Consider the following 24,872-nt stretch of genomic DNA (forward strand, 5'->3'; position numbering starts at 1 on the left):
AACGCCCGGCACATGCCGGGCGTTTTTGTGTGGCCGCTACCTTTGCGACAACTTCTGGGTAGCCGCTGCCGCCTGACGGCAGCGGCTACCCAGGGGTCAGGCCATTTCCGCCGTGGTCTCGAAGTCGAAGGTCATTTCGCCGTCCTTCACGTCGATGTGCACCACGCCACCGTGCTCGGCCAGCTCCCCGAACAGGATCTCCTCGGCCAACGGCCGCTTGATCTTGTCCTGGATCAGCCGCGCCATCGGGCGGGCACCCATGGTCGCGTCGTAGCCGCCGGCCGCCAGCCAGCTGCGCGCCGCATCCGAGACTTCCAGCAACACGCGCTTGTCTTCCAGCTGGGCCTGCAGTTCGGTGAGGAACTTGTCGACCACGCTCTTGATCGTCTCGTGGCTGAGGCGACCAAACTGGATGATGGTGTCCAGGCGGTTGCGGAACTCTGGCGTGAAGCTTTTCTTGATCACTTCCATGGCATCGGACGAATGGTCCTGGTGCGTGAAACCGATGGACGCACGCGCCGCGGTCTCGGCACCGGCGTTGGTGGTCATGATCAGGATGACGTTGCGGAAGTCTGCCTTGCGCCCGTTGTTGTCGGTCAGGGTACCGTGGTCCATCACCTGCAGCAGCAGATTGAAGACTTCCGGGTGGGCCTTTTCGATTTCATCGAGCAGCAACACGCAGTGCGGTTGCTTGGTGATGGCTTCGGTCAGCAAGCCGCCCTGGTCGAAACCGACGTAGCCCGGAGGCGCACCGATCAGACGGGAGACGGTGTGGCGCTCCATGTACTCGGACATGTCGAAACGCACCAGTTCCACGCCCAGGGCCTTGGCCAACTGACGAGCGGCCTCGGTCTTGCCCACGCCGGTAGGGCCGGCGAACAGGAAGGAACCGACCGGCTTGTCCGGCGACTTCAGGCCTGCACGGGACAGCTTGATCGCGGTGGCCAGCGAGTCGATGGCAGCGTCCTGACCAAACACGGTCAGTTTCAGGTCGCGCTCCAGGTTACGCAGCAGTTCCTTGTCGGAACTGGTGACGTGTTTTGGCGGAATGCGCGCGATCTTGGCGACAATGTCCTCGACCTGCGGCACATCGATGCGCTTGACCCGGTTTTCCACCGGCTGCAGGCGCTGGTAGGCGCCGGCTTCGTCGATCACGTCGATGGCCTTGTCCGGCATGTGCCGGTCATTGATGTAGCGCGAAGCCAGCTCGGCGGCGGCCCGCAGGGCCTCGTCACTGTATTCGATGTTGTGGTGCTGCTCGAAGCGCCCTTTCAGGCCGCGCAGGATACCGATGGTGTCTTCCACCGACGGCTCGCTGACGTCCACCTTCTGGAAGCGCCGCGCCAGGGCCCGGTCTTTCTCGAAAATGCCGCGGAATTCCTGGAACGTGGTGCTGCCGATGCAACGGATATCACCCGAGGACAGCAACGGCTTGAGCAGGTTGGAAGCGTCCATGACCCCGCCCGACGCGGCGCCAGCACCAATGATGGTGTGGATCTCGTCGATGAACAGAATCGCCTGCGGACGCTTCTTCAGCTCGCCCAGCAGCGCCTTGAAGCGTTTTTCGAAGTCGCCGCGGTACTTGGTACCCGCCAGCAACGCCCCCAGGTCCAGGGAGTAGACCACGCTGTTGGCCAGCAGGTCAGGGACCTGGCTGTCGACGATGCGCTTGGCCAGGCCCTCGGCGATGGCGGTCTTGCCGACGCCGGCTTCACCCACCAGCAGCGGGTTGTTCTTGCGCCGACGGGCCAGGATCTGTGCCACGCGCTCCACTTCGTTCTCACGGCCTACCAGCGGGTCGATACGGCCCTGGCGCGCGAGTTCGTTGAGGTTGCTGGCATAGGCGTCCAGTGGGTTGCCTGAAGAAGAAGACTCACCGCCCTCGTCGTCCTGCATTTCCTGTTCACCCTCGGAATGATCGCCGTGCCCGGGCACCTTGGAGATGCCATGGGCGATGTAGTTGACCACATCGATGCGCGCCACGCTCTGCTGCTTGAGCAGGAACACGGCCTGGCTTTCCTGTTCGCTGAAGATGGCGACCAGCACGTTGGCACCGGTGACTTCCCGCTTGCCCGAGCTCTGTACGTGGAAGACGGCACGTTGCAGCACGCGCTGGAAGCCCAGGGTTGGCTGGGTTTCGCGGTCCTCGTCATGAACGGGGATCAGCGGCGTGGTGGAGTCGATGAACTCCTGCAAGTCGTGCTTGAGTTTGTCGAGGTTTGCGCCACAAGCGCGCAAAACGGTGGCGGCGGCCTCATTATCCAATAATGCCAACAGGAGGTGTTCCACGGTCATGAACTCATGACGCTTGGAACGGGCCTCCTTGAAGGCGAGATTGAGGGTGACTTCGAGCTCGCGGTTTAACATAGCTTCACCTCATACCCAAGTGGTCGGCGATTAACCGTCCTTCTCGATTTCACAGAGTAGCGGATGCTGGCTTTCCCTGGCGTATTGATTGACCTGCATGGCCTTTGTCTCGGCGATGTCGCGGGTAAACAATCCACATACGGCTCGCCCTTCCGTGTGGACGGCGAGCATGACCTTGGTCGCCAGCTCGCGGTTAAGGTTGAAAAACACCTCGAGCACTTCGACGACGAAATCCATCGGTGTGTAGTCATCGTTAAACAAAACCACCTTATACATGGGTGGCGCCTTCAAGGCCGGCTTGGATTCCTGTACGGCCAGGCCCGCGGAATCGTCCTCATCCGATTGCGGGCGATCCTGATTGAATGTTAGTCGAATCTGGCTGATTGCATGCATGGAAAGAAGGTTCATGGTTGAGCGAATAGGGTTGTGTGTTGACCTTGTGACCGGCTGTAAGCCCGGCCGCCGCATGACCTTGACTATCGGCAAAACGGTGTTACAAACAATAGAACCCACATTGGGGAATAAAGGTCCGCGCAGTCAACCAAATTTTTTGATCGGTCCGATGCCGGATGAAGTGGATGATACTCCAGAGATGGAGTCCTTTGCAGAGGGATATGAGCATGGCAAACGGTAAGGTCAAGTGGTTCAACAACGCCAAAGGCTATGGCTTCATCGTTGAAGAGGGCAAAAGCGAAGACCTGTTCGCCCACTACTCGGCCATCAAGATGGATGGCTACAAGACCCTCAAGGCCGGCCAGCCCGTCAAATTCGAAATCATCCAGGGCCCCAAGGGCCTGCACGCCGTCGAAATCAGCGCTGCCACTGACACCCCCTCGCCTGTCGCCGCTCCCGTGGCCGAACATCAGGCTGCCAATGCCTGAGACTGTGCCACCTGGCTCCCGAGCCTTGCCCGGGAGCCAGCCAACACAAATCTCGAAACAAAAAACCGGCCAGGAAGGCCGGCTTTTTTCGTACCGCCCGTCACATATGCTTGATCAGCGCCTCGCCAAATCCAGAACTGGACACCAGCGTGGCACCGTCCATCAGCCGTTCGAAATCATACGTAACCGTTTTCGCCCCGATCGCGCCATTGGTCCCTTTGATGATCAGGTCCGCCGCCTCGGTCCAGCCCAGGTGGCGCAGCATCATTTCCGCCGACAGGATCACCGACCCCGGGTTGACCTGGTCCTTGCCCGCGTACTTGGGCGCCGTACCATGCGTCGCCTCGAACATGGCCACCGTGTCGGACAGGTTGGCGCCGGGCGCGATACCGATACCGCCCACCTCCGCCGCCAGGGCATCGGACAGGTAGTCACCATTGAGGTTGAGGGTAGCGATCACGTCGTATTCGGCAGGCCGCAGCAGGATCTGCTGCAACATGGCGTCGGCGATGGCGTCCTTGACGATCACGTTACGCCCGGTTTTCGGGTTCTTGAACTGCATCCAAGGCCCGCCGTCGAGCAAGGTGGCACCGAATTCGTCGCGGGCGATCTCATAGCCCCAGTCCTTGAAGGCGCCCTCGGTGAATTTCATGATGTTGCCCTTGTGCACCAGGGTCAGTGACTTGCGGTCGTTGTCCACCACGTATTGCAGGGCCTTGCGCACCAGGCGCTGGGTGCCTTCCTTGGACACGGGCTTGATGCCGATGCCGCAGTCCTGGTCGAAACGGATCTTGGTGACACCCATCTCCTCCTTCAGGAACTTGATCACCTTCTGCGCTTCGGGGGAGCCGGCTTTCCATTCGATGCCGGCATAGATATCTTCGGAGTTCTCGCGGAAGATCACCATGTCCACGTCACCGGGTTTTTTCACCGGGCTGGGCACGCCTTCGAACCAGACCACCGGGCGCAGGCACACATAAAGGTCGAGTTGCTGGCGCAGCGCTACGTTCAGCGAACGGATACCCCCACCCACCGGCGTGGTCAGGGGCCCCTTGATGGACACCACGTAGTCCTTGACCGCGTCGAGGGTTTCCTGGGGCAGCCAGGTGTCCTGGTCGTACACCTGGGTGGCCTTCTCGCCCGCGTACACTTCCATCCATGAAATCTTGCGCTTGCCGCCGTAGGCCTTGGCCACCGCGGCGTCCACCACTTTGATCATGACCGGCGTGACGTCCACGCCAATGCCGTCGCCTTCGATGTACGGAATGATCGGTTGGTCTGGAACAGTAAGAGAATGGTCTGCATTGACGCTGATTTTTTCGCCGACGCTCGGAACCTGAATCTTCTGGTATCCCATGCTGGACTCCGTTTTTTGGGGTTGAACATCCTGGCTATCCCTGAGCGTAAACCACCTGCCCGGGACCGCAACCAGCTGTTTGAACCGTGAATCTGCCGAAGAGCATCATTTATAGACCATGACCAGTGGTATACTGTCGCAGTGACCATCGAGTCACCCCAGGCCCGGCACCTGCCCGCAGGCGCCAGGCCTTTGAAAAAGCTTGAAAAAGACTGCGCTGTACCGCAGCTCGGTCGCTTGACGCTCTACTGATGCACCCCACATCATCGCGACGAATCCTCGACTTTCGGCTCATTGATGACATTGGACGAAAGCGCCTACCCTGCGCATCTCGAGATTCTGTGCACGCTTAGCAAAGAAGAGAGTTAATCCGAATATGCCCACCCGCTCAAAGATCATCTACACCTTCACCGACGAAGCTCCGGCCCTCGCCACCTATTCCCTGCTCCCTATCGTAGAAGCGTTCACCGCTTCGGCTGATATTGCCGTGGAAACTCGCGACATTTCGCTGGCTGGCCGCATCCTGTCGAGCTTCCCTGAGCAACTGAAAGCCGACCAGGTCATCGCTGACGACCTCGCCGAGCTGGGCACCCTGGCCACCACGCCGGAAGCCAACATCATCAAGCTGCCGAACATCAGCGCCTCGGTACCGCAGTTGAAGGCAGCCATCGCCGAACTGCAGGCCCAGGGCTTCAACATTCCGGACTACCCGGAAAACCCGGCCACCGACGCCGAGAAAGAAGCCAAGTCGCGCTACGACAAGATCAAGGGCAGTGCCGTGAACCCGGTACTGCGCGAAGGCAACTCCGACCGCCGCGCACCGCTGTCGGTCAAGAACTACGCCCGCAAGCACCCGCACAAGATGGGCGCCTGGGCCGCCGACTCCAAGTCCCACGTGGCTCACATGAGCAACGGCGACTTCTACGGCAGCGAAAAAGCCGCCCTGATCGAAGCCGCGGACGCCGTGCGCATCGAGCTGCTGGCCGCTGACGGCTCCACCACCGTCCTGAAGGAAAAGACCTCGGTCAAGGCCGGCGAAATCATCGACTGCGCCGTGATGAGCAAAAAGGCCCTGCGCGCCTTCATCGCCGCTGAAATCGACGACGCCAAGGCCAAGGGCGTGCTGCTGTCCCTGCACCTCAAAGCCACCATGATGAAGGTTTCCGACCCGATCATGTTCGGCCAGGTGGTTGCCGAGTTCTACAAGGAAGCCCTGGCCAAGCACGCCACCGTGCTGGAACAGGTCGGCTTCAACCTGAACAACGGCATCGGCGACCTGTATGCCCGCATCCAATCGCTGCCTGCCGAGCAGAAAGCGCAGATCGAAGCCGACATCAAGGCCGTGTATGCCACTCGTCCGGCGCTGGCCATGGTCAACTCCGACAAAGGCATCACCAACCTGCACGTGCCAAGCGACGTGATCGTCGACGCCTCGATGCCGGCCATGATCCGTGACTCGGGCAAGATGTGGAACACCGAAGGCAACCTGCAGGACACCAAGGCGGTGATCCCGGACCGTTGCTACGCCACCATCTACCAGGCCGTCATCGAAGACTGCACGAAACACGGCGCCTTCGATCCGACCACCATGGGCAGCGTGCCAAACGTTGGCCTGATGGCGCAGAAAGCCGAAGAATACGGCTCCCACGACAAGACCTTCCACATCAAGACCGACGGTACCGTTCGCGTCGTCGACGGCAAGGGCCGCGTGCTGCTGGAGCAGAAAGTCGAAGCCGGCGATATCTTCCGCATGTGCCAGACCAAGGACGCGCCGATCCAGGACTGGGTCAAGCTGGCCGTCAACCGTGCCCGCGCCTCCAGCACCCCAGCGGTGTTCTGGCTGGACCCGGCCCGCGCCCACGACGGCGTGATGATCGAGAAAGTCCAGGTCTACCTGAAGGACCACGACACCTCGGGCCTGGACATCCACATCATGTCCCCGGTCGACGCCATGAAGTTTTCCCTGGAACGCATCCGCAAGGGTCAGGACACCATCTCGGTGACCGGCAACGTGCTGCGCGACTACCTCACCGACCTGTTCCCGATCATGGAACTGGGCACCAGCGCCAAGATGCTGTCCATCGTGCCGCTGATGAACGGCGGTGGCCTGTTCGAAACCGGCGCCGGCGGTTCGGCGCCCAAACACGTGCAGCAACTGGTGGAAGAGAACTTCCTGCGCTGGGACTCGCTGGGTGAATTCCTGGCCCTGGCCGCTTCCCTGGAACACCTGGGCGTGACCAATGGCAACGCCAAGGCCAAGGTTCTGGCCGCCACCCTGGACCAGGCCACCGGCCAGTTCCTGGACAACAACAAGTCGCCATCGCGCAAAGTCGGCAATATCGACAACCGCGGCAGCCACTTCTACCTGGCACTGTACTGGGCCCAGGCCTTGGCCGCGCAGACCGAAGACGCAGCCCTGCAAGCGCGCTTCGCGCCGCTGGCCGCGGCACTGACCGAACAGGAAGCGACCATCGTCGCCGAACTGAACGCTGTGCAAGGCAAGCCGGTGGACATCGCTGGCTACTACCACGCCAACGCCGAGCTGGCTGCCAAGGTGATGCGCCCTAGCGCTACCTTGAACGCCGCGATCGCGTCGCTGAAGTAAGCTTCAACACTCGAAAAAACCCCAGCCTGCGCTGGGGTTTTTTTTGAGCTGCACGCTGTAAGCTACACGCCTGCAGCTCAAAGCTCCCGACTGAAAGGAGGGCCCATGCGCCCCTGGATCCCCCACGTCACCGTCGCCACCGTCATCGAAGAGCAAGGCCGTTTCCTGCTGGTCGAAGAACTCAAGGGCGGTCGCGCCGTGCTCAACCAGCCTGCCGGGCACCTGGAGCCCGACGAGAGCCTGATCGAGGCGGCCATTCGCGAAACCGTCGAGGAAACCGGTTACGACGTCGAGCTCACCGGCGTGATCGGCATCTACCTGTATACCGCGCCCAGCAACGGCATCACGTACCAGCGGGTGTGTTTCGCCGGCAAGCCGGTGCACCATGACCCCGAGCGCACGCTGGACCACGGCATCATCGGCCCGCAATGGCTGACCCGTGACGAGATCATTGCGCAGAAGGCCCGCTGGCGTAGCGAGTTGCTACTGCAATGCATCGACGACTACCTGGAACACCCGCTGCACAGCCTCTCCCTGATCCGTTGAGCTACGGGCCTCATCGCGAGCAAGCTGTGCGCCCACAGGTGTACGGCGCAGGTGCAGTCAACCCTGTGGGAGCACAGCTTGCTCGCGATGGGGCCAGCAGCATCAGCACAACACAAGCACTGACCATCGCTTGGTGGTAGAATCCCCTGCTTTTCCCAGACACACACCCAATTCCTATGCGTGATTCAGCTGCTGCCCCTGAAACCCAGCGCGTTATCGTCGGCATGTCCGGCGGCGTTGACTCTTCCGTGTCCGCCCTCCTGCTGCTCGAACAGGGGTACCAGGTGGAAGGCCTGTTCATGAAGAACTGGGAAGAAGACGACGGCACCGAATACTGCACCGCCCGCGAAGACCTGGCCGACGCCCAGGCCGTGTGCGACCGTATCGGCATCAAGCTGCATACGGCCAACTTCGCCGCCGAATACTGGGACAACGTCTTCGAACACTTCCTGGAAGAGTACAAGGCCGGCCGCACGCCGAACCCGGACATCCTCTGCAACCGCGAAATCAAGTTCAAGGCTTTCCTGGACTACGCCCTGTCCCTGGGCGCCGACCTTATCGCCACCGGCCACTACGTGCGCCGCCGCGACGTCGACGCCCGTACCGAACTGCTCAAGGGCCTGGACCCGAACAAGGACCAGAGCTACTTCCTGCACGCCGTGGGCGGTGAACAGATCGCCCGCACGCTGTTCCCGGTGGGTGAGCTGGAAAAGCCGGAAGTACGTGCCATCGCCGAGAAACACGGCCTGGCCACCGCCAAGAAGAAGGACTCCACCGGTATCTGCTTCATTGGCGAGCGCCGCTTCAGCGACTTCCTCAAGCAGTACCTGCCCGCCCAGCCTGGCGAGATCCAGACCACCGAAGGTGAAGTGATCGGCCGCCACCATGGCCTGATGTACCACACCATCGGCCAGCGCCAGGGCCTCGGCATCGGCGGCTTGAAAGACGCCGGCGACGAGCCGTGGTACGTGCTGGAAAAAGACCTTGAGCGCAACGTGCTGGTGGTCGGCCAAGGCAATGACCACCCATGGCTGTTTTCCCGGGCCCTGCTGGCCTCGGAAATCTGGTGGGTGAACCCCGTCGACCTGAGCAGCCCGCGCCGCCTGACCGCCAAGGTGCGCTACCGCCAGAGCGACCAGGCTTGCACCCTGGAACAGACCGCCAAGGGCTACCGCGCCGTGTTCGACGAACCGCAGCGCGCCGTCACCCCGGGCCAGTCCGTGGTGTTCTACGACGGTGAGATCTGCCTGGGTGGCGGTGTCATCGAAGTGGCGGAGCCCTGGACCAGCAAGGGCCAGGCATGAACCAGATTCAGGAGCAACTGATTGCCCTGGGCGGCGTGTTCGAGGCCGCCGTGCTGGTGGACCGCATCGCCAAGACCGGCCAGAGCACCGAGGCAGCCATGGGCTGCATGCTCGGCAGCCTGCTGATCCGCGACCCCAAGGACACCCTGGAGGTGTTTGGCGGTGACGACCTGAACCTTCGCGAGGGCTACCGCGCCCTGGTCAGTGCCCTGGAGCGCGACCCGGCGAGCCTGCAGCGCGAACCGCTGCGCTACGCCCTGTCGATGCTCAACCTGGAGCGACAGCTGGGCAAGCGTGACGACTTGCTGGAGGTGATCGGCAAACGTCTGCCGCAGATCCAGTCCCAGGTAGAACATTTCGGCATTACCCACGAAAACGTTATCGCCGCCAGTGGCGCTCTGTACCAGGATACCCTGAGCACCTTGCGCCAGCGTATTCAGGTGCAAGGCGACATGCGCAACCTGCAGCAGCCCAGCAATGCCGCGAAAATACGCGCCCTGCTGCTGGCGGGCATCCGCTCGGCACGCCTGTGGCGGCAATTGGGCGGCCACCGCTGGCAACTGGTCTTCAGCCGGCGCAAGCTGCTCAAAGAGCTTTACCCGATGATGCGCGGTTAACGCTCGTCACTTCACGGGCGCGGTCGGCGCTGGGCTGCCGACCTGCAATGAATTTTCATGTATGATACGCGCCCCATTTCGTTGCCCGACTGTCCGAGAACACCCCATGCAGCTTTCTTCGCTCACTGCGGTTTCCCCTGTTGACGGCCGCTACGCCGGCAAAACCCAGGCCCTGCGCCCGATTTTCAGCGAATACGGCCTGATCCGTTTCCGCGCCCTGGTGGAAGTACGCTGGCTCCAGCGCCTGGCCGCCCACCCGCAAATCAGCGAAGTGCCGGCCTTCTCCGCCGAAGCCAACGCTATCCTCGACGCCCTGGCCGATGACTTCGCCCTCGAACACGCCGAGCGCGTGAAAGAGATCGAGCGCACCACCAACCACGACGTCAAGGCGATCGAGTACCTGCTCAAGGAGCAGGCCGCCAAGCTGCCGGAACTGGCCAAGGTCAGCGAGTTCATCCACTTCGCCTGCACCAGCGAGGACATCAACAACCTGTCCCACGCCCTGATGCTGCGCGAAGGCCGTGACACCGTGCTGCTGCCGCTGATGCGCCAGATCGCCGACAACATCCGCGAACTGGCCCACCGCTTCGCCGCCGTGCCGATGCTGTCGCGCACCCACGGTCAACCGGCTTCGCCGACCACCCTGGGCAAGGAACTGGCCAACGTCGTCTACCGTCTGGAGCGCCAGATCGCCCAGGTAGCCGCCGTGCCGCTGCTGGGCAAGATCAACGGCGCCGTGGGCAACTACAACGCCCACCTGTCCGCCTACGCCGACATCGACTGGGAAGCCAACGCCCGCGCCTTCATCGAAGACGAGCTGGGCCTGGGCTTCAACCCCTACACCACCCAGATCGAGCCGCACGACTACATCGCCGAGCTGTTCGACGCCATCGCGCGCTACAACACCATCCTGATCGACTTCGATCGCGATATCTGGGGCTACATCTCCCTGGGGTACTTCAAGCAGCGCACCATCGCTGGCGAAATCGGTTCCTCGACCATGCCGCACAAGGTCAACCCGATCGACTTCGAAAACTCCGAAGGCAACCTGGGTATCGCCAACGCACTGTTCCAGCACCTGGCCAGCAAACTGCCGGTTTCGCGCTGGCAGCGCGACCTGACCGACTCCACCGTGCTGCGCAACCTGGGGGTCGGTTTCGCCCACAGCGTCATTGCCTATGAGGCGAGCTTGAAGGGCATCAGCAAGCTGGAACTGAACGAAGTGCGCATTGCCGAAGACCTGGACGCCTGCTGGGAAGTCCTGGCCGAGCCGATCCAGACCGTGATGCGCCGCTACAACATCGAAAACCCGTACGAAAAACTGAAAGAGTTGACCCGTGGCAAGGGCATCAGCCCTGAAGCACTGCAAACTTTCATCGACGGCCTGGACATGCCAGCCGAAGCCCGCGCCGAACTGAAGAAGCTGACCCCGGCTTCCTACATCGGTAACGCCGCGGCTCAGGCCAAGCGCATCTGACGCCTTGCCCCGTCGTTCAGACGCCCGGCTTAGCCGGGCGTTTTTATTCGTGACATAAAAGCGCAACCATTCAATAGGTTACACATGAACTCTGATACTCCTCTTCAACTTCTGGGTGGCTTGACCGCACGCGAGTTCCTGCGTGACTACTGGCAGAAAAAGCCCCTGCTGGTCCGTCAGGCGTTCACCGATTTCGAAAACCCCATCAGCCCTGACGAGCTGGCAGGCCTGGCCCTCGAAGAAGAAGTCGAATCGCGCATCGTCATCGAACACGGCGAACGCCCGTGGGAAATGCGCCGCGGCCCGTTCGAAGAAGACGCTTTCAGCCAACTGCCCGAGCGTGAGTGGACCCTGCTGGTGCAGGCCGTCGACCAGTTCGTGCCAGAAGTGGCCGACCTGCTGCAGCATTTCCGCTTCCTGCCAAGCTGGCGCATCGACGATGTGATGATCAGCTTCGCGGCCCCGGGCGGCAGCGTTGGCGCGCACTTCGACAACTACGACGTGTTCCTGCTGCAAGGCCACGGCAAGCGCAACTGGAAGGTCGGGCAGATGTGCGACTCCGACAGCCCGCTGATCGAACACGCCGACTTGCGCATCCTGGCCAATTTCGAGCAAAGCGACGAGTGGACCCTGGAGCCCGGCGACATGCTCTACCTGCCGCCGCGCCTGGCCCACTATGGTGTGGCCCTGGACGACTGCATGACCTACTCGGTGGGCTTCCGCGCCCCGAGCGCGTCCGAAGTGCTGACCCATTTCACTGATTTCCTGAGCCAGTTCCTGCCGGACGAAGACCGTTACAGTGACGCCGACGCCCAGCCGGTCAGCGACCCGCACCAGATCCAGCACGACGCCCTGGACCGACTGAAGAAGCTGCTCAACGAGCACATGAACGATGAGCGCCTGCTGCTGACCTGGTTCGGCCAGTTCATGACCGAGCCGCGCTACCCGGAGCTGGTGGCCGGCGAAACCCTGGAAGAAGATGACCTGCTGGACGGCCTGGAAGAAGGCGCCATCCTGATCCGCAACCCGAGCGCGCGCATGGCCTGGTCGGAAGTGGGCGATGACCTGCTGCTGTTCGCCAGCGGCCAGAGCCGCCTGCTGCCGGGCGAGCTGCGCGACCTGCTGAAGCTGATCTGCTCGGCCGACGCCCTGCACATCGAAAACCTGGGCCCGTGGATGATCGACGAACAAGGTCGTACACTGATCTGTGAGCTGGTCAAACAGGGAAGTCTGGGGTTTGCTGCCGATGAATAAGATTCGCGTACGCGTGGCTGATTGGCACAAGGACATCGCCGACATTCGACGTATCCGCGAGGCCGTGTTCATCGCCGAGCAATCGGTGCCCCCGGAGCTGGAGTTCGACGCCGACGACAATGACGCCGTGCACTTCCTGGCCTGCGAGGGCGATTACCCCATCGGCACCGCCCGCCTGCTGCCCGATGGGCAAATTGGCCGGGTCTCGGTGCTCAAGGACTGGCGCGGGCTGAAAGTCGGTGACGCGCTGCTGCAAGCCGCCATCGCCCAGGCCGAACGCCAGGACCTCAAGCAGCAAAGCCTGAGCGCCCAGGTGCACGCCACGGCGTTCTACGAGCGCCACGGCTTCAAGGTAACAAGCGAAGAATTCCTCGAAGCGGGTATCCCGCACGTGGACATGGTGCGCGTTAGCTAAACCAGCTGCAGCACCACCTTCCCCTGTGGGCCCGGGCGAAGCTCGGGAAAAGCACACCGCGGTATGACTGACACACCGCAGCGTCCTTTTCCCGAGCTCCGCCCGGTCCCACTCAGGGATCTGCGCTTCCCGCCCCAACCCCGTCTGCCATAATGTCCGCTCCAATGATGGAGAATTCGGACATGCCGCTACGCCCCCTCCTCGCCACCCTGGCCCTGGCCGCTTCCTTCGCTGCCAACGCCGCCACCGAAATCGTGGCGCTGAACAACCGCACCAGCGACGACCTGCTGCCCGTGGCGCAGAATTTCCTGGGCCGCGACGGCAAGGTCACCGCTTATGGCAACCAGTTGATCGTCAACGCCGACCCCGACAAGATCCAGCAACTGCGCGCCCTGATCACGCAACTGGACGTGGCCGCCCGCCGCCTTCTCATCAGCGTGGACACCAGCGACAGCAATGACGGCGACCGCGGCGGCTATACGGTCAACGGCAGCAACACCCGGGTCATCACCTACGGCACCACCAACCGCACCGGCGGCGTGCAGCAGGTACAGGCGACGGAAGGCACCCCCGCCCTGATCCAGGTCGGCCAGAGCGTGCCGTTCACTACCGCCCAAAGCGATAGCTACGGCGGCCTGCAAACCCAGACCCAGTACAAGAACGTCACCCAAGGCTTCTACGTGACCGCCAGCGTCACCGGCGAGACCGTTCACCTGAGCATCAGTACCAACAATGACCGGATGAGCCAGGAACGTCAGGATGTAGTGAACGTTCAAAGCACCGACACGCAGGTCAGCGGGCGCCTGGGCGAATGGATCACCTTGGCCGGTACCAACGAGCAAAGCCAGTACAACCAGCGCGGGTATACCCGAAATTGGTCCACTCAAGGCCGTAGCGACATGACCTTGCGGGTAAAAGTGGACCCTGTCGACTGAAATAGTGACCCACAGGTCGCGAAAACACCCCACGAGTCGTCGACCAAAGACTCTGAAACTGACTGATGAGTCGTTCGAGACGAAAGATGTAGTGTTATAAAAAACTCACTACAAAACGTTTGACGACACCTTTTCGTCGAGGCATGATGGCCTCGCTCCCGCTAATCAGGGGCCCTGGAAAGGGCCTTCGGATCGGTCTCCAACCTACCCACCGGAGCCGATTCGTGTCTGGAACGCCCACAAGGCAGCCTGACGAGATTGCGACTGGAACGAAGAAGTTGTCCCGAGGGACGGAAGCGCATTCTGGTAACACGGCAAGGCCTGTTCGCCACACCACCGCCACGACCGGTCGGTGTACACGCACAGGGCACGCCCGGCCAACTGCCACTCCCCTCTCGAACGACCGTTCGATCGTCGCCTTCTCCGTCAAGCCCGTCCCAGACCTTCTAAGCTTCTGATCTGCGAGCGCCACCATGGTGTTTCTGTAAGGACAGCGCCGGCGGAGCGAGAATTTTCATCCAAACCTATGCGACGAGGTTTATCTCCATGGCACTGACACGCGAACAACAAATAGCTGCCCTTGAAAAAGACTGGGCAGAAAACCCGCGCTGGAAAGGTGTGACCCGGACCTACTCCGCGGCCGACGTTGTGCGCCTGCGCGGCTCGGTTCAACCCGAGCACACACTGGCCCGCCTGGGCGCCGAGAAGCTCTGGAAGCTGGTGACCCAGGGCGCCAAGCCGTCCTTCCGTCCGGACAAGGACTTCGTCAACTGCATGGGCGCCCTCACCGGCGGCCAGGCTGTGCAACAGGTCAAGGCCGGCATCCAGGCCATCTACCTGTCCGGCTGGCAAGTAGCCGCCGACAATAACTCGGCCGAATCCATGTACCCCGACCAGTCGCTGTACCCGGTCGACTCGGTACCCACCGTGGTCAAGCGCATCAACAACTCGTTCCGCCGCGCCGACCAGATCCAGTGGAAAGCCGGCAAGAACCCGGGCGATGACGGTTACATCGACTACTTCGCCCCCATCGTCGCCGACGCGGAAGCCGGTTTCGGCGGCGTGCTGAACGCTTACGAGCTGATGAAGAACATGATCGAAGCGGGCGCCGCTGGCGTGCACTTCGAAGACCAGCTGGCGTCGGTGAAAAAATGCGGCCACATGGGTGGCAAGGTACTGGTGCCCACCCAGGAGGCCGTGCAGAAGCTGGTGGCCGCGCGCCTGGCCGCTGACGTGGCCGGCGTGCCGACCATCATCCTGGCCCGTACCGACGCCAACGCCGCCGACCTGCTGACGTCGGACTGCGACCCGTATGACCAACCGTTCGTGACGGGCACCCGCACGCCTGAAGGGTTCTACAAGGTGCGCGCCGGCCTCGACCAGGCCATCGCTCGCGGCCTGGCCTATGCGCCGTACGCCGACCTGATCTGGTGCGAAACCGCCAAGCCGGACCTGGACGAAGCTCGTCGCTTCGCCGAGGCCATCAAGAAGGAATACCCCGACCAGTTGCTGTCGTACAACTGCTCGCCGTCCTTCAACTGGAAGAAGAACCTGGACGACGCCACCATCGCCAAATTCCAGCGCGAGCTGTCGGCCATGGGCTACAAGCACCAGTTCATCACCCTGGCCGGCATCCACAACATGTGGCACGGCATGTTCAACTTGGCGCACGACTACGCCCGCAACGACATGACCGCCTACGTGAAGCTGCAGGAGCAGGAGTTCGCTGACGCGGCGAAGGGTTACACCTTTGTGGCGCACCAGCAGGAAGTGGGCACGGGTTACTTTGATGACATGACCACGGTGATTCAGGGTGGGGTGTCGTCGGTGACGGCGCTCACGGGGTCGACTGAGGAAGAACAGTTTCATTGATCCAAGGTGATGTAGAAGAGGCCACCCCCTGCGGGTGGCCTTTTTGCTTTGGATTGCATCAGGCTACAAGGTGCATGGCTTGATGCTTCTGGCGCCCTTGAGATCGCCACAAAAGCCGAACCATGCACGCGCAGCCCCACACCCAATCCCCAACCATTCCCACCACCCTCCCCCACATCGACTACGCTTCTACAACCAAAGTCTTGATCCAAGCCAACATATATAGAGCGAAAATCACGTAGAACGTACGAGTTGGTTAACTGTCACCGAGGTCTTGACACAACTTGCACGCCTTTAAATGATATTAATTATCATTACACATTAAAAACACGCCGATCCCAGGGTCTCCACGTTATTTATAAAACACCCGCAAACGCCCGCGCCACGGGCCCCGAAGGCACTTGCAGGGAGTGTATGTGCTTAATCCTACGAATAAATTTGCTGCAGAAAATTTACTTGCCACGGGTTTACCCATAAAATCAGCGCGATAGATTCAGCTGCGACATATCGTCACTGCCTTACTACTTTTCAAGCCCAGAGATTTTTGCTCTCTGTTAAGGAATCCAGCATGCCCGATTCGACAGGACTCATGGCCCACAACTGGGGCTTTGCCATCTTCCTTTTGGGTGTCGCCGGGCTCTGTGCCTTCATGCTGGGGCTGTCGGCCCTGCTGGGTAGCAAGGCCTGGGGCCGCAGCAAGAACGAACCCTTTGAATCCGGCATGCTGCCGGTCGGCAGCGCCCGTCTGCGCCTCTCCGCGAAATTCTATCTGGTCGCGATGCTGTTCGTGATCTTCGATATCGAAGCCCTCTTTCTCTTTGCATGGTCTGTGTCGGTACGCGAAAGCGGCTGGGCCGGATTCGTCGAAGCACTCGTTTTCATAGCAATTCTGTTGGCAGGTCTTGTCTACCTTTGGCGGGTGGGGGCGCTCGATTGGGCTCCCGAAGGTCGCCGTAAGCGGCAAGCGAAGCTGAAACAATGAGGCTTTGGCAATGCAATACAATCTCACCAGAATCGACCCGGATGCACCCAATGACCAGTATCCGATCGGCGAACGGGAAACCGTAGCCGATCCGCTCGAGGATCAGGTCCACAAGAACATTTTCATGGGCAAGCTCTCGGATGTCCTGAGCGGTGCGGTGAACTGGGGGCGCAAGAACTCCCTGTGGCCGTACAACTTCGGGCTTTCGTGCTGCTACGTGGAAATGACCACCGCCTTCACCGCGCCCCACGACATCGCCCGGTTCGGCGCCGAAGTGATTCGGGCCTCGCCACGCCAGGCCGACTTCATGGTCATCGCCGGCACCTGCTTCGTGAAGATGGCTCCCATCATCCAGCGCCTGTACGAACAGATGCTCGAACCCAAATGGGTCATTTCCATGGGGTCGTGCGCCAACTCCGGTGGCATGTACGACATTTACTCGGTCGTTCAAGGGGTGGATAAATTCCTTCCCGTGGACGTTTATGTGCCCGGCTGCCCGCCGCGCCCAGAGGCCTTCCTGCAAGGCCTGATGCTGTTGCAGGAATCCATTGGCCAAGAGCGTCGCCCGCTGTCCTGGGTCGTCGGAGATCAAGGCGTGTACCGCGCCGAGATGCCGTCGCAAAAGGAACAACGCCGTGAACAGCGTATCGCGGTCACCAACCTGCGCAGCCCCGACGAAGTCTGATCCAGCTCTTTACGCGGCATCGCCACAAAGAACCCTGGCTTCATTCTGTACGTTGACGAATAGCGACCGAGACCATGACAGCGGACACCGCTCTATATATCCCGCCTTACAAGGCTGACGACCAGGACGTGGTCGTCGAACTGAACCAGCGCTTCGGCCCCGAAGCGTTCGTCGCTCAGGAAACCCGCACCGGCATGCCGGTGCTGTGGATCGAACGCGCCAAGCTCAAGGAAGTGATGAGCTTCCTGCGCAATGTGCCCAAGCCCTACTCCATGCTCTACGACCTGCATGGCGTCGACGAACGCCTGCGCACCCAGCGCCGCGGCCTGCCGGGCGCCGATTTCACCGTGTTCTACCACCTGCTGTCGGTGGAGCGGAACAGCGACGTGATGATCAAGGTAGCGCTGCACGAAGGCGACCTGAACCTGCCCACCCTCACCGGTATCTGGCCCAACGCCAACTGGTACGAGCGTGAAGTCTGGGACATGTTCGGCATCACCTTCCAGGGCCACCCGCACCTGTCGCGCATCATGATGCCACCCACCTGGGAAGGTCATCCGCTGCGCAAGGACTACCCGGCGCGCGCCACCGAATTCGACCCGTTCAGCCTGACCCTGGCCAAGCAGCAGCTGGAAGAAGAGTCCGCGCGCTTCAAGCCGGAAGACTGGGGCATGAAACGCTCGGGCACCAACGAGGACTACATGTTCCTCAACCTGGGCCCCAACCACCCGTCCGCCCACGGTGCGTTCCGCATCATCCTGCAACTGGACGGCGAAGAGATCGTCGACTGCGTGCCTGACATCGGCTACCACCACCGTGGCGCCGAGAAAATGGCCGAGCGCCAGTCGTGGCACAGCTTCATCCCCTACACCGACCGCATCGACTACCTGGGCGGGGTGATGAACAACCTGCCCTACGTGCTGGCGGTGGAAAAGCTGGCGGGCATCAAGGTGCCACAGAAGGTCGACACCATCCGCATCATGATGGCCGAGTTCTTCCGTATCACCAGCCACCTGCTGTTCCTGGGTACCTATATCCAGGACGTGGGCGCCATGACCCCGGTGTTCTTCACCTTCACCGACCGCCAGAAGGCCTACACGGTGATCGAAGCCATCACCGGCTTCCGCCTGCACCCGGCCTGGTACCGCATCGGCGGTGTGGCCCACGACCTGCCGCGCGGCTGGGAAAAGCTGGTGAAGGACTTCGTCGAATGGCTGCCCAAGCGCCTGGACGAATACACCAAGGCTGCCCTGCAGAACAGCATTCTCAAGGGCCGTACCGTGGGCGTGGCCGCCTACAACACCCGCGAAGCCCTGGAATGGGGTGTGACCGGTGCCGGCCTGCGTTCCACCGGCTGCGACTTCGACCTGCGCAAGGCGCGCCCGTACTCGGGCTACGAGAACTTCGAGTTCGAAGTGCCGCTGGGCCACAACGGTGATGCCTACGACCGCTGCATGGTGCGCGTGGAAGAGATGCGCCAGAGCATCAAGATCATCGACCAGTGCATGCGCAACATGCCCGAAGGCCCGTACAAGGCGGACCACCCGCTGACCACGCCGCCGCCCAAGGAGCGCACGCTGCAGCACATCGAAACCTTGATCACGCACTTCCTGCAGGTTTCGTGGGGCCCGGTGATGCCGGCCAACGAATCCTTCCAGATGATCGAAGCGACCAAGGGCATCAACAGCTATTACCTGACGAGCGACGGCGGCACCATGAGCTACCGTACCCGGATCCGCACCCCGAGCTACCCGCACCTGCAGCAGATCCCTTCGGTGATCAAAGGCAGCATGGTCGCGGACTTGATCGCGTACCTGGGTAGTATCGACTTCGTTATGGCCGACGTGGACCGCTAAGCATGAACAGCACGCTTATCCAGACTGACCGTTTCGCCCTCAGCGAAACCGAGCGCTCGGCCATCGAGCACGAGCTGCACCACTACGAGGACCCGCGCGCGGCGTCCATCGAAGCCCTGAAGATCGTTCAGAAGGAACGTGGCTGGGTACCCGACGGCGCCCTGTACGCCATTGGCGAGATCCTCGGCATTCCTGCCAGCGACGTCGAAGGCGTGGCGACGTTCTACAGCCAGATCTTCCGCCAGCCCGTGGGCCGCCACATCATTCGTGTGTGCGACAGCATGGTCTGCTACATCGGCGGCCACGAGTCGGTGGTCGGCGAAATCCAGAGCAAGCTGGGCATCGGCCTGGGCCAGACCACCGCGGACGGGCGCTTCACCCTGCTGCCGGTGTGCTGCCTGGGCAACTGCGACAAGGCCCCGGCGCTGATGATCGACGACGATACCTTCGGCGACGTGCAGCCAGCCGGCGTTGCCAAACTGCTGGAGGGCTACGTATGACCCTTACCTCCTTCGGGCCTGCCAACCGCATCGCCCGCACCCCGGAAACCCACCCCCTGACCTGGCGCCTGCGTGACGACGCCGAACCGGTATGGTTCGACGAGTACGTGAGCAAGGACGGCTATGCGGCGGCCCGCAAGGCCTTCGCCGACCTGTCCCAGGACGACATCGTCCAGACGGTGAAAGACTCCGGCCTCAAGGGCCGTGGCGGTGCGGGCTTCCCCACCGGCGTCAAATGGGGCCTGATGCCCAAAGACGAGTCCATGAACATCCGCTACCTGCTGTGCAACGCGGACGAAATGGAGCCCAACACCTGGAAAGACCGCATGCTGATGGAGCAACTGCCCCATCTGCTGATCGAAGGCATGCTCATCAGCGCCCGCGCGTTGAAAGCCTACCGCGGCTACATCTTCCTGCGTGGCGAATACGTCACGGCCGCCAAGCACCTGAACCGCGCGGTGGAAGAAGCCAAGGCCGCCGGCCTGCTGGGCAAGAACATCCTGGGGTCGGGCTTTGACTTCGAGCTGTTCGTGCACACCGGCGCCGGGCGCTACATCTGCGGTGAAGAAACCGCCCTGATCAACTCCCTGGAAGGCCGCCGCGCCAACCCGCGCTCCAAGCCGCCGTTCCCGGCCGCCGTGGGCGTGTGGGGCAAGCCGACCTGCGTGAACAACGTCGAGACCCTGTGCAACGTGCCGGCCATCGTCGGCAACGGGGTGGACTGGTACAAGTCCCTCGCCCGCGAGGGCAGTGAAGACCACGGCACCAAGCTGATGGGCTTCAGCGGCAAGGTCAAGAACCCGGGCCTGTGGGAACTGCCCTTCGGCATCCCGGCCCGCGAGCTGTTCGAGGACTACGCCGGCGGCATGCGCGACGGCTTCAAGCTCAAGTGCTGGCAGCCTGGCGGCGCCGGTACCGGTTTCCTGTTGCCCGAGCACCTGGACGCGCAAATGTACGCCGGCGGCATCGGCAAGGTCGGCACCCGCATGGGTACGGGCCTGGCCATGGCCGTGGACGACAAGGTCAACATGGTGTCCTTGCTGCGCAACATGGAAGAGTTCTTTTCCCGCGAATCGTGCGGTTTCTGCACCCCGTGCCGTGACGGCCTGCCGTGGAGCGTCAAGCTGCTGCGCGCCCTCGAGAACGGCCAGGGCCAGCAAGGCGACATCGAGACGCTGCTGGGCCTGGTCGGTTTCCTCGGCCCAGGCAAGACCTTCTGCGCCCACGCACCTGGTGCCGTGGAGCCCTTGGGCAGTGCGATCAAATATTTCCGCCCGGAATTCGAGGCTGGCATCGCCGCAAACAGCGGCCTGCGCCCGGACCTGGCGCGCCCGATCACGGTCGGCGCATAACAAGACTCAAAGCCGGTGGTCCGTGCCACCGGCCGCTTGCCCCCTGCCCTGCCACAGGTCCGCCTGTGACGAGCGTTCGGGCCGGCACACAGCTTTCCATTAGCCACGCCCGCCCACGCGGGCCAACGAAGAACTTTGAACCATGGCCACTATCCACGTAGACGGCAAAGCGCTCGAAGTCGATGGCGCAGACAACCTGTTACAGGCCTGTCTGTCGCTGGGCCTCGACATCCCCTATTTCTGCTGGCACCCCGCACTCGGTAGCGTCGGTGCCTGTCGCCAGTGCGCGGTGAAGCAGTACACCGACGAGAACGACACCCGTGGTCGCATCGTCATGTCCTGCATGACCCCCGCCACCGACAACACCTGGATTTCCATCGACGACGAAGAATCCAAGGCGTTTCGCGCCAGCGTCGTCGAGTGGCTGATGACCAACCACCCGCACGACTGCCCGGTGTGCGAGGAAGGCGGCCATTGCCACTTGCAGGACATGACCGTGATGACCGGTCACAACGAGCGGCGCTACCGCTTCACCAAGCGTACCCACCAGAACCAGGAGCTCGGCCCGTTCATCGCCCACGAGATGAACCGTTGCATCGCCTGCTACCGTTGCGTGCGCTTCTATAAAGACTACGCCGGCGGCACCGACCTGGGCGTGTACGGCGCCCACGACAACGTGTACTTCGGCCGCGTCGAAGACGGCGTGCTGGAAAGCGAGTTCTCGGGCAACCTCACCGAGGTGTGCCCCACCGGTGTGTTCACCGACAAGACCCACTCCGAGCGCTACAACCGCAAGTGGGACATGCAGTTCGCCCCCAGCATCTGCCACGGCTGCTCCAGCGGCTGCAACATCAGCCCCGGCGAACGCTACGGTGAACTGCGCCGCATCGAGAACCGCTACAACGGCTCGGTGAACCAGTACTTCCTGTGCGACCGTGGCCGTTTCGGCTACGGCTACGTGAACCGCAAGGACCGCCCGCGCCAGCCACTGCAGGGCCAGCAGAAGCTGGGCCTGGACGCTGCCCTGGACAAGGCCGCCGAACTGCTGCGCGGCCGCAACATCGTCGGCATCGGTTCGCCCCGTGCCAGCCTGGAAAGCAACTACGCGCTGCTGGAACTGGTGGGTGGCGAGCACTTCTACAGCGGTATCGAAGCCGCTGAACTGGGCCGTATCCGCCTGGTGCTGGACGTGCTGAAAAACAGCCCGCTGCCGATCCCGAGCCTGCGCGAAGTGGAAGACCACGACGCCATCTTCGTCCTCGGCGAAGACCTGACCCAGACCGCCGCGCGCCTTGCCCTGTCCCTGCGCCAGTCGGTCAAGGGCAAGGCCGAGGAAATGGCCGACGCCATGCGCGTGCAGCCTTGGCTGGACGCCGCAGTGAAGAACATCGGCCAGCACGCGCTGCACCCGTTGTTCATCGCCAGCCTCAGCGACACCAAGCTCGATGACGTGGCCGAAGAGTGCGTGCATGCCGCGCCCGACGACCTGGCCCGCATCGGCTTTGCCGTGGCCCACGCCCTGGACGCCAGCGCCCCGGCCGTCACCGGCCTGGACGCCGAGGCCCTGGAACTGGCCCAACGCATCGCCGACGCGCTGCTCAAGGCCAAGCGCCCACTGATCGTTTCCGGTACCTCCCTGGGCTCCAGCGCGCTGATCGAAGCCGCCGGCAACATCGCCAAGGCCCTGCACCTGGCCGGCAAGCAAGGCTCCCTGAGCCTGGTGGTGCCCGAGGCCAACAGCCTGGGCCTGGCCATGATGGGCGGCGAGTCGGTCGACGAGGCGCTGGACGCCGTGATCGAAGGCCGCGCCGATGCCCTGGTGATTCTTGAAAACGACCTGTACACCCGCCTGCCGGCCGCCAAGGTGGACGCCGCCCTGAACGCCGCCAAGGTGGTGATCGTCGCCGACCACCAACTGACCGCCACCGCCGAACGCGCCCACCTGGTACTGCCAGCGGCCAGCTTCGCCGAAGGCGACGGCACCCTGGTCAGCCAGGAAGGCCGCGCCCAGCGCTTCTTCCAGGTGTTCGACCCGGCTTACCTGGACGCCAGCAACCTGATCCACGAAGGCTGGCGCTGGCTGCACGCCCTGCGCAGCACCCTGTTGGACCGCATGGTCGAATTCACCCAGCTGGACCAGGTGACCCAGGCCGTGGCTAACAGCAAGCCGGCCCTGGCGCGCATCGTTGACGCCGCACCGTCGGCGACCTTCCGGGTCAAAGGCCTCAAACTGGCCCGTGAACCGCTGCGTTACAGCGGCCGCACCGCCATGCGCGCCAACATCAGCGTGCACGAGCCGCGCACCTCCCAGGACAAGGACACCGCGTTCGCCTTCTCCATGGAAGGTTACTCGGGCTCCGTCGAGCCGCGCCAACAGGTGCCGTTCGCCTGGTCGCCGGGCTGGAACTCGCCACAGGCCTGGAACAAGTTCCAGGACGAAGTGGGTGGCCACCTGCGAGCCGGTGACCCGGGCACCCGCCTGATCGAAACCCAGGGCGACAACCTGAACTGGTTCACCGCCATTCCGGGCGCCTTCGCCCCGGCCCGTGGCACCTGGACCGCCGTGCCCGTGCACCACCTGTTCGGTTCCGAGGAAAACTCGTCCCGCGCGGCCCCGGTGCAGGAACGCATCCAACCCGCCTATGTCAGCGTGGCGAAAAGCGAAGCCGACCGCCTGGGCGTCAACGATGGTGCGCTGCTGAGCCTGAACGTCGCGGGCGTGGCCCTGCGCCTGCCGCTGCGCATCAACGAGGAACTGGGCGCCGGCCTCGTCGCCCTGCCCGCCGGCCTGGCCGGTATCCCGCCCGCGTTCGCCGGCGCCACCGTTGACGGCCTGCAGGAGGCAGCACAATGACCTGGTTCACCCCTGAAGTGATCGACATCATCATTGCTGTCGTGAAGGCCCTGGTGATCATGCTGGCCGTGGTGGTCTGCGGCGCGCTGCTCAGCTTCGTCGAGCGGCGTCTGCTGGGTTGGTGGCAGGACCGCTACGGTCCGAACCGTGTCGGCCCGTTCGGCATGTTCCAGATCGCCGCCGACATGCTGAAGATGTTCTTCAAGGAAGACTGGAACCCACCCTTCGTCGACCGGGTGATCTTCACCCTGGCGCCGGTGGTGGCCATGAGTGCCTTGCTGATCGCCTTCGCCATCATCCCGATCACCCCCACCTGGGGCATCGCCGACCTGAACATCGGCCTGCTGTTCTTCTTCGCCATGGCCGGTCTTTCGGTATACGCCGTACTGTTCGCCGGTTGGTCGTCGAACAACAAGTACGCGTTGCTGGGCAGCCTGCGCGCCTCGGCCCAGACCGTGTCGTACGAAGTGTTCATGGGCCTGGCGCTGATGGGCATCGTGGTGCAGGTGGGCTCGTTCAACATGCGCGACATCGTTGAATACCAGTCCCAGCACCTGTGGTTCATCATTCCGCAGTTCTTCGGCTTCTGCACCTTCTTCGTCGCCGGCGTGGCCGTGACTCACCGTCACCCCTTCGACCAGCCGGAAGCGGAACAGGAATTGGCCGACGGCTACCACATCGAATACGCCGGCATGAAATGGGGCATGTTCTTCGTCGGCGAGTACATCGGCATCATCATGATCTCGGCGTTGCTGGTGACCCTGTTCTTCGGTGGCTGGCACGGCCCGTTCGATATCCTGCCGCAACTGTCGTTCCTGTGGTTCGCGTTGAAGACCGCGTTTTTCATCATGATCTTCATCCTGCTGCGCGCGTCCATTCCGCGCCCACGGTATGACCAGGTGATGGATTTCAGCTGGAAATTCTGCCTGCCGCTGACCCTGATCAATTTGCTGGTGACCGCTGCGCTCGTGTTGTTGAACACGCCAGCTGTTGCGGCCCAGTGAGGATTTGAC

21 protein-coding genes are annotated in these 24,872 nt (G+C 62.4%); 18 read left to right on the plus strand and 3 right to left on the minus strand.

The window, feature by feature from the left end; all coding sequences use genetic code 11:
• Positions 1-96 precede the first annotated feature (96 nt).
• Both clpA and clpS read right to left on the minus strand, forming a co-directional pair.
• Positions 97-2,367 carry an ATP-dependent Clp protease ATP-binding subunit ClpA gene (gene clpA / locus QBK88_RS21235; RefSeq protein ID WP_277963595.1) on the minus strand — a complete coding sequence of 757 codons (2,271 nt, stop codon included), beginning with the start codon at positions 2,365-2,367 and terminating at the stop codon, positions 97-99.
• A gap of 30 nt (positions 2,368-2,397) precedes the next feature.
• The gene (clpS, locus tag QBK88_RS21240) at positions 2,398-2,760 is read right to left on the minus strand and encodes an ATP-dependent Clp protease adapter ClpS (protein WP_158158973.1); all 363 of its coding nucleotides are present in this window, start codon (positions 2,758-2,760) and stop codon (positions 2,398-2,400) included.
• A 13-nt stretch (positions 2,761-2,773) separates the two neighbouring features.
• On the opposite strand from clpS, the gene QBK88_RS21245 reads away from it, so the two are divergent.
• Both QBK88_RS21245 and cspD read left to right on the plus strand, forming a co-directional pair.
• Positions 2,774-3,001 carry a hypothetical protein gene (locus QBK88_RS21245; protein WP_268150835.1) on the plus strand — a complete coding sequence of 76 codons (228 nt, stop codon included), beginning with the start codon at positions 2,774-2,776 and terminating at the stop codon, positions 2,999-3,001.
• On the plus strand, positions 2,982-3,248 hold the full coding sequence (cspD, locus tag QBK88_RS21250) for a cold shock domain-containing protein CspD (protein ID WP_425331939.1): 267 nt from the start codon (positions 2,982-2,984) through the stop codon (positions 3,246-3,248). Before QBK88_RS21245 ends, cspD begins: the two co-directional genes overlap by 20 nt.
• A gap of 100 nt (positions 3,249-3,348) precedes the next feature.
• On the opposite strand, the gene icd is transcribed toward cspD, so the two are convergent.
• Positions 3,349-4,605 (minus strand): NADP-dependent isocitrate dehydrogenase, encoded by a 1,257-nt coding sequence (gene icd, locus QBK88_RS21255; protein WP_268150833.1) that lies wholly within the window; start codon positions 4,603-4,605, stop codon positions 3,349-3,351.
• Between the two features lie 376 nt (positions 4,606-4,981).
• Here icd and QBK88_RS21260 point away from each other — a divergent pair, with 376 nt between their 5' ends.
• The 16 genes from QBK88_RS21260 (at position 4,982) to nuoH (ending at position 24,863) form a co-directional block, all read left to right on the plus strand.
• Complete coding sequence (locus tag QBK88_RS21260; protein ID WP_277963596.1) at positions 4,982-7,210, plus strand: NADP-dependent isocitrate dehydrogenase; 2,229 nt, start codon at positions 4,982-4,984, stop codon at positions 7,208-7,210.
• Between the two features lie 105 nt (positions 7,211-7,315).
• Positions 7,316-7,756: an NUDIX hydrolase gene (locus tag QBK88_RS21265; protein WP_277963597.1), complete on the plus strand. Its 441-nt coding sequence runs from the start codon at positions 7,316-7,318 to the stop codon at positions 7,754-7,756.
• Between the two features lie 176 nt (positions 7,757-7,932).
• Entirely contained in the window at positions 7,933-9,060 is a 1,128-nt protein-coding gene (gene mnmA / locus QBK88_RS21270) for a tRNA 2-thiouridine(34) synthase MnmA (protein ID WP_268150827.1), read from the plus strand.
• Positions 9,057-9,677, plus strand: coding sequence for a high frequency lysogenization protein HflD (gene hflD / locus QBK88_RS21275; RefSeq protein WP_176570293.1), 621 nt, complete (start codon positions 9,057-9,059; stop codon positions 9,675-9,677). The genes mnmA and hflD overlap by 4 nt, the downstream gene beginning before the upstream one ends.
• A 106-nt stretch (positions 9,678-9,783) precedes the next feature.
• Positions 9,784-11,154 (plus strand): adenylosuccinate lyase, encoded by a 1,371-nt coding sequence (gene purB, locus QBK88_RS21280; protein ID WP_277963598.1) that lies wholly within the window; start codon positions 9,784-9,786, stop codon positions 11,152-11,154.
• An 84-nt stretch (positions 11,155-11,238) separates the two neighbouring features.
• Positions 11,239-12,408, plus strand: coding sequence for a ribosomal protein uL16 3-hydroxylase (locus QBK88_RS21285; protein ID WP_268150823.1), 1,170 nt, complete (start codon positions 11,239-11,241; stop codon positions 12,406-12,408).
• On the plus strand, positions 12,401-12,823 hold the full coding sequence (locus QBK88_RS21290; RefSeq protein WP_277963599.1) for a GNAT family N-acetyltransferase: 423 nt from the start codon (positions 12,401-12,403) through the stop codon (positions 12,821-12,823). The genes QBK88_RS21285 and QBK88_RS21290 overlap by 8 nt, the downstream gene beginning before the upstream one ends.
• Positions 12,824-13,005: 182 nt before the next feature.
• Complete coding sequence (locus QBK88_RS21295) at positions 13,006-13,758, plus strand: secretin N-terminal domain-containing protein (protein ID WP_277963600.1); 753 nt, start codon at positions 13,006-13,008, stop codon at positions 13,756-13,758.
• A 546-nt stretch (positions 13,759-14,304) separates the two neighbouring features.
• Positions 14,305-15,630, plus strand: a complete 1,326-nt coding sequence (gene aceA, locus QBK88_RS21300) for an isocitrate lyase (RefSeq protein WP_158158930.1) — start codon at positions 14,305-14,307, stop codon at positions 15,628-15,630.
• Positions 15,631-16,198: 568 nt separating this feature from the next.
• Positions 16,199-16,612 (plus strand): NADH-quinone oxidoreductase subunit A, encoded by a 414-nt coding sequence (locus tag QBK88_RS21305; protein WP_008369061.1) that lies wholly within the window; start codon positions 16,199-16,201, stop codon positions 16,610-16,612.
• 10 nt (positions 16,613-16,622) lie between these two features.
• Complete coding sequence (locus QBK88_RS21310) at positions 16,623-17,297, plus strand: NuoB/complex I 20 kDa subunit family protein (protein ID WP_158156576.1); 675 nt, start codon at positions 16,623-16,625, stop codon at positions 17,295-17,297.
• Between the two features lie 74 nt (positions 17,298-17,371).
• Positions 17,372-19,153, plus strand: coding sequence for an NADH-quinone oxidoreductase subunit C/D (gene nuoC / locus QBK88_RS21315; RefSeq protein WP_268150816.1), 1,782 nt, complete (start codon positions 17,372-17,374; stop codon positions 19,151-19,153).
• 2 nt (positions 19,154-19,155) lie between these two features.
• Positions 19,156-19,653, plus strand: coding sequence for an NADH-quinone oxidoreductase subunit NuoE (gene nuoE / locus QBK88_RS21320; RefSeq protein ID WP_268150814.1), 498 nt, complete (start codon positions 19,156-19,158; stop codon positions 19,651-19,653).
• Positions 19,650-21,005 (plus strand): NADH-quinone oxidoreductase subunit NuoF, encoded by a 1,356-nt coding sequence (nuoF, locus tag QBK88_RS21325; protein WP_277963601.1) that lies wholly within the window; start codon positions 19,650-19,652, stop codon positions 21,003-21,005. Before nuoE ends, nuoF begins: the two co-directional genes overlap by 4 nt.
• Positions 21,006-21,147: 142 nt before the next feature.
• Positions 21,148-23,859: an NADH-quinone oxidoreductase subunit NuoG gene (gene nuoG, locus QBK88_RS21330; protein ID WP_277963602.1), complete on the plus strand. Its 2,712-nt coding sequence runs from the start codon at positions 21,148-21,150 to the stop codon at positions 23,857-23,859.
• On the plus strand, positions 23,856-24,863 hold the full coding sequence (gene nuoH / locus QBK88_RS21335; RefSeq protein ID WP_268150809.1) for an NADH-quinone oxidoreductase subunit NuoH: 1,008 nt from the start codon (positions 23,856-23,858) through the stop codon (positions 24,861-24,863). The genes nuoG and nuoH overlap by 4 nt, the downstream gene beginning before the upstream one ends.
• Positions 24,864-24,872: the final 9 nt, after the last annotated feature.

This window comes from Pseudomonas sp. RIT-To-2 (assembly GCF_029623465.1).
Taxonomy (GTDB): domain Bacteria; phylum Pseudomonadota; class Gammaproteobacteria; order Pseudomonadales; family Pseudomonadaceae; genus Aquipseudomonas; species Aquipseudomonas silvicola.

Bases quoted from the DNA above. Each gene is read 5' to 3' on its own strand.
- aceA (WP_158158930.1), top strand. From the start codon at position 14,305: ATGGCACTGACACGCGAACAACAAATAGCTGCCCTTGAAAAAGACTGG.
- nuoC (WP_268150816.1), top strand. From the start codon at position 17,372: ATGACAGCGGACACCGCTCTATATATCCCGCCTTACAAGGCTGACGAC.
- nuoE (WP_268150814.1), top strand. From the start codon at position 19,156: ATGAACAGCACGCTTATCCAGACTGACCGTTTCGCCCTCAGCGAAACC.
- cspD (WP_425331939.1), top strand. From the start codon at position 2,982: ATGAGCATGGCAAACGGTAAGGTCAAGTGGTTCAACAACGCCAAAGGC.
- nuoH (WP_268150809.1), top strand. From the start codon at position 23,856: ATGACCTGGTTCACCCCTGAAGTGATCGACATCATCATTGCTGTCGTG.
- nuoG (WP_277963602.1), top strand. From the start codon at position 21,148: ATGGCCACTATCCACGTAGACGGCAAAGCGCTCGAAGTCGATGGCGCA.
- QBK88_RS21295 (WP_277963600.1), top strand. From the start codon at position 13,006: ATGCCGCTACGCCCCCTCCTCGCCACCCTGGCCCTGGCCGCTTCCTTC.
- hflD (WP_176570293.1), top strand. From the start codon at position 9,057: ATGAACCAGATTCAGGAGCAACTGATTGCCCTGGGCGGCGTGTTCGAG.
- QBK88_RS21265 (WP_277963597.1), top strand. From the start codon at position 7,316: ATGCGCCCCTGGATCCCCCACGTCACCGTCGCCACCGTCATCGAAGAG.
- clpS (WP_158158973.1), bottom strand. From the start codon at position 2,760: ATGCATGCAATCAGCCAGATTCGACTAACATTCAATCAGGATCGCCCG.
- QBK88_RS21310 (WP_158156576.1), top strand. From the start codon at position 16,623: ATGCAATACAATCTCACCAGAATCGACCCGGATGCACCCAATGACCAG.
- nuoF (WP_277963601.1), top strand. From the start codon at position 19,650: ATGACCCTTACCTCCTTCGGGCCTGCCAACCGCATCGCCCGCACCCCG.
- mnmA (WP_268150827.1), top strand. From the start codon at position 7,933: ATGCGTGATTCAGCTGCTGCCCCTGAAACCCAGCGCGTTATCGTCGGC.
- QBK88_RS21285 (WP_268150823.1), top strand. From the start codon at position 11,239: ATGAACTCTGATACTCCTCTTCAACTTCTGGGTGGCTTGACCGCACGC.
- clpA (WP_277963595.1), bottom strand. From the start codon at position 2,367: ATGTTAAACCGCGAGCTCGAAGTCACCCTCAATCTCGCCTTCAAGGAG.
- purB (WP_277963598.1), top strand. From the start codon at position 9,784: ATGCAGCTTTCTTCGCTCACTGCGGTTTCCCCTGTTGACGGCCGCTAC.
- QBK88_RS21305 (WP_008369061.1), top strand. From the start codon at position 16,199: ATGCCCGATTCGACAGGACTCATGGCCCACAACTGGGGCTTTGCCATC.
- QBK88_RS21245 (WP_268150835.1), top strand. From the start codon at position 2,774: ATGGTTGAGCGAATAGGGTTGTGTGTTGACCTTGTGACCGGCTGTAAG.
- QBK88_RS21290 (WP_277963599.1), top strand. From the start codon at position 12,401: ATGAATAAGATTCGCGTACGCGTGGCTGATTGGCACAAGGACATCGCC.
- QBK88_RS21260 (WP_277963596.1), top strand. From the start codon at position 4,982: ATGCCCACCCGCTCAAAGATCATCTACACCTTCACCGACGAAGCTCCG.
- icd (WP_268150833.1), bottom strand. From the start codon at position 4,605: ATGGGATACCAGAAGATTCAGGTTCCGAGCGTCGGCGAAAAAATCAGC.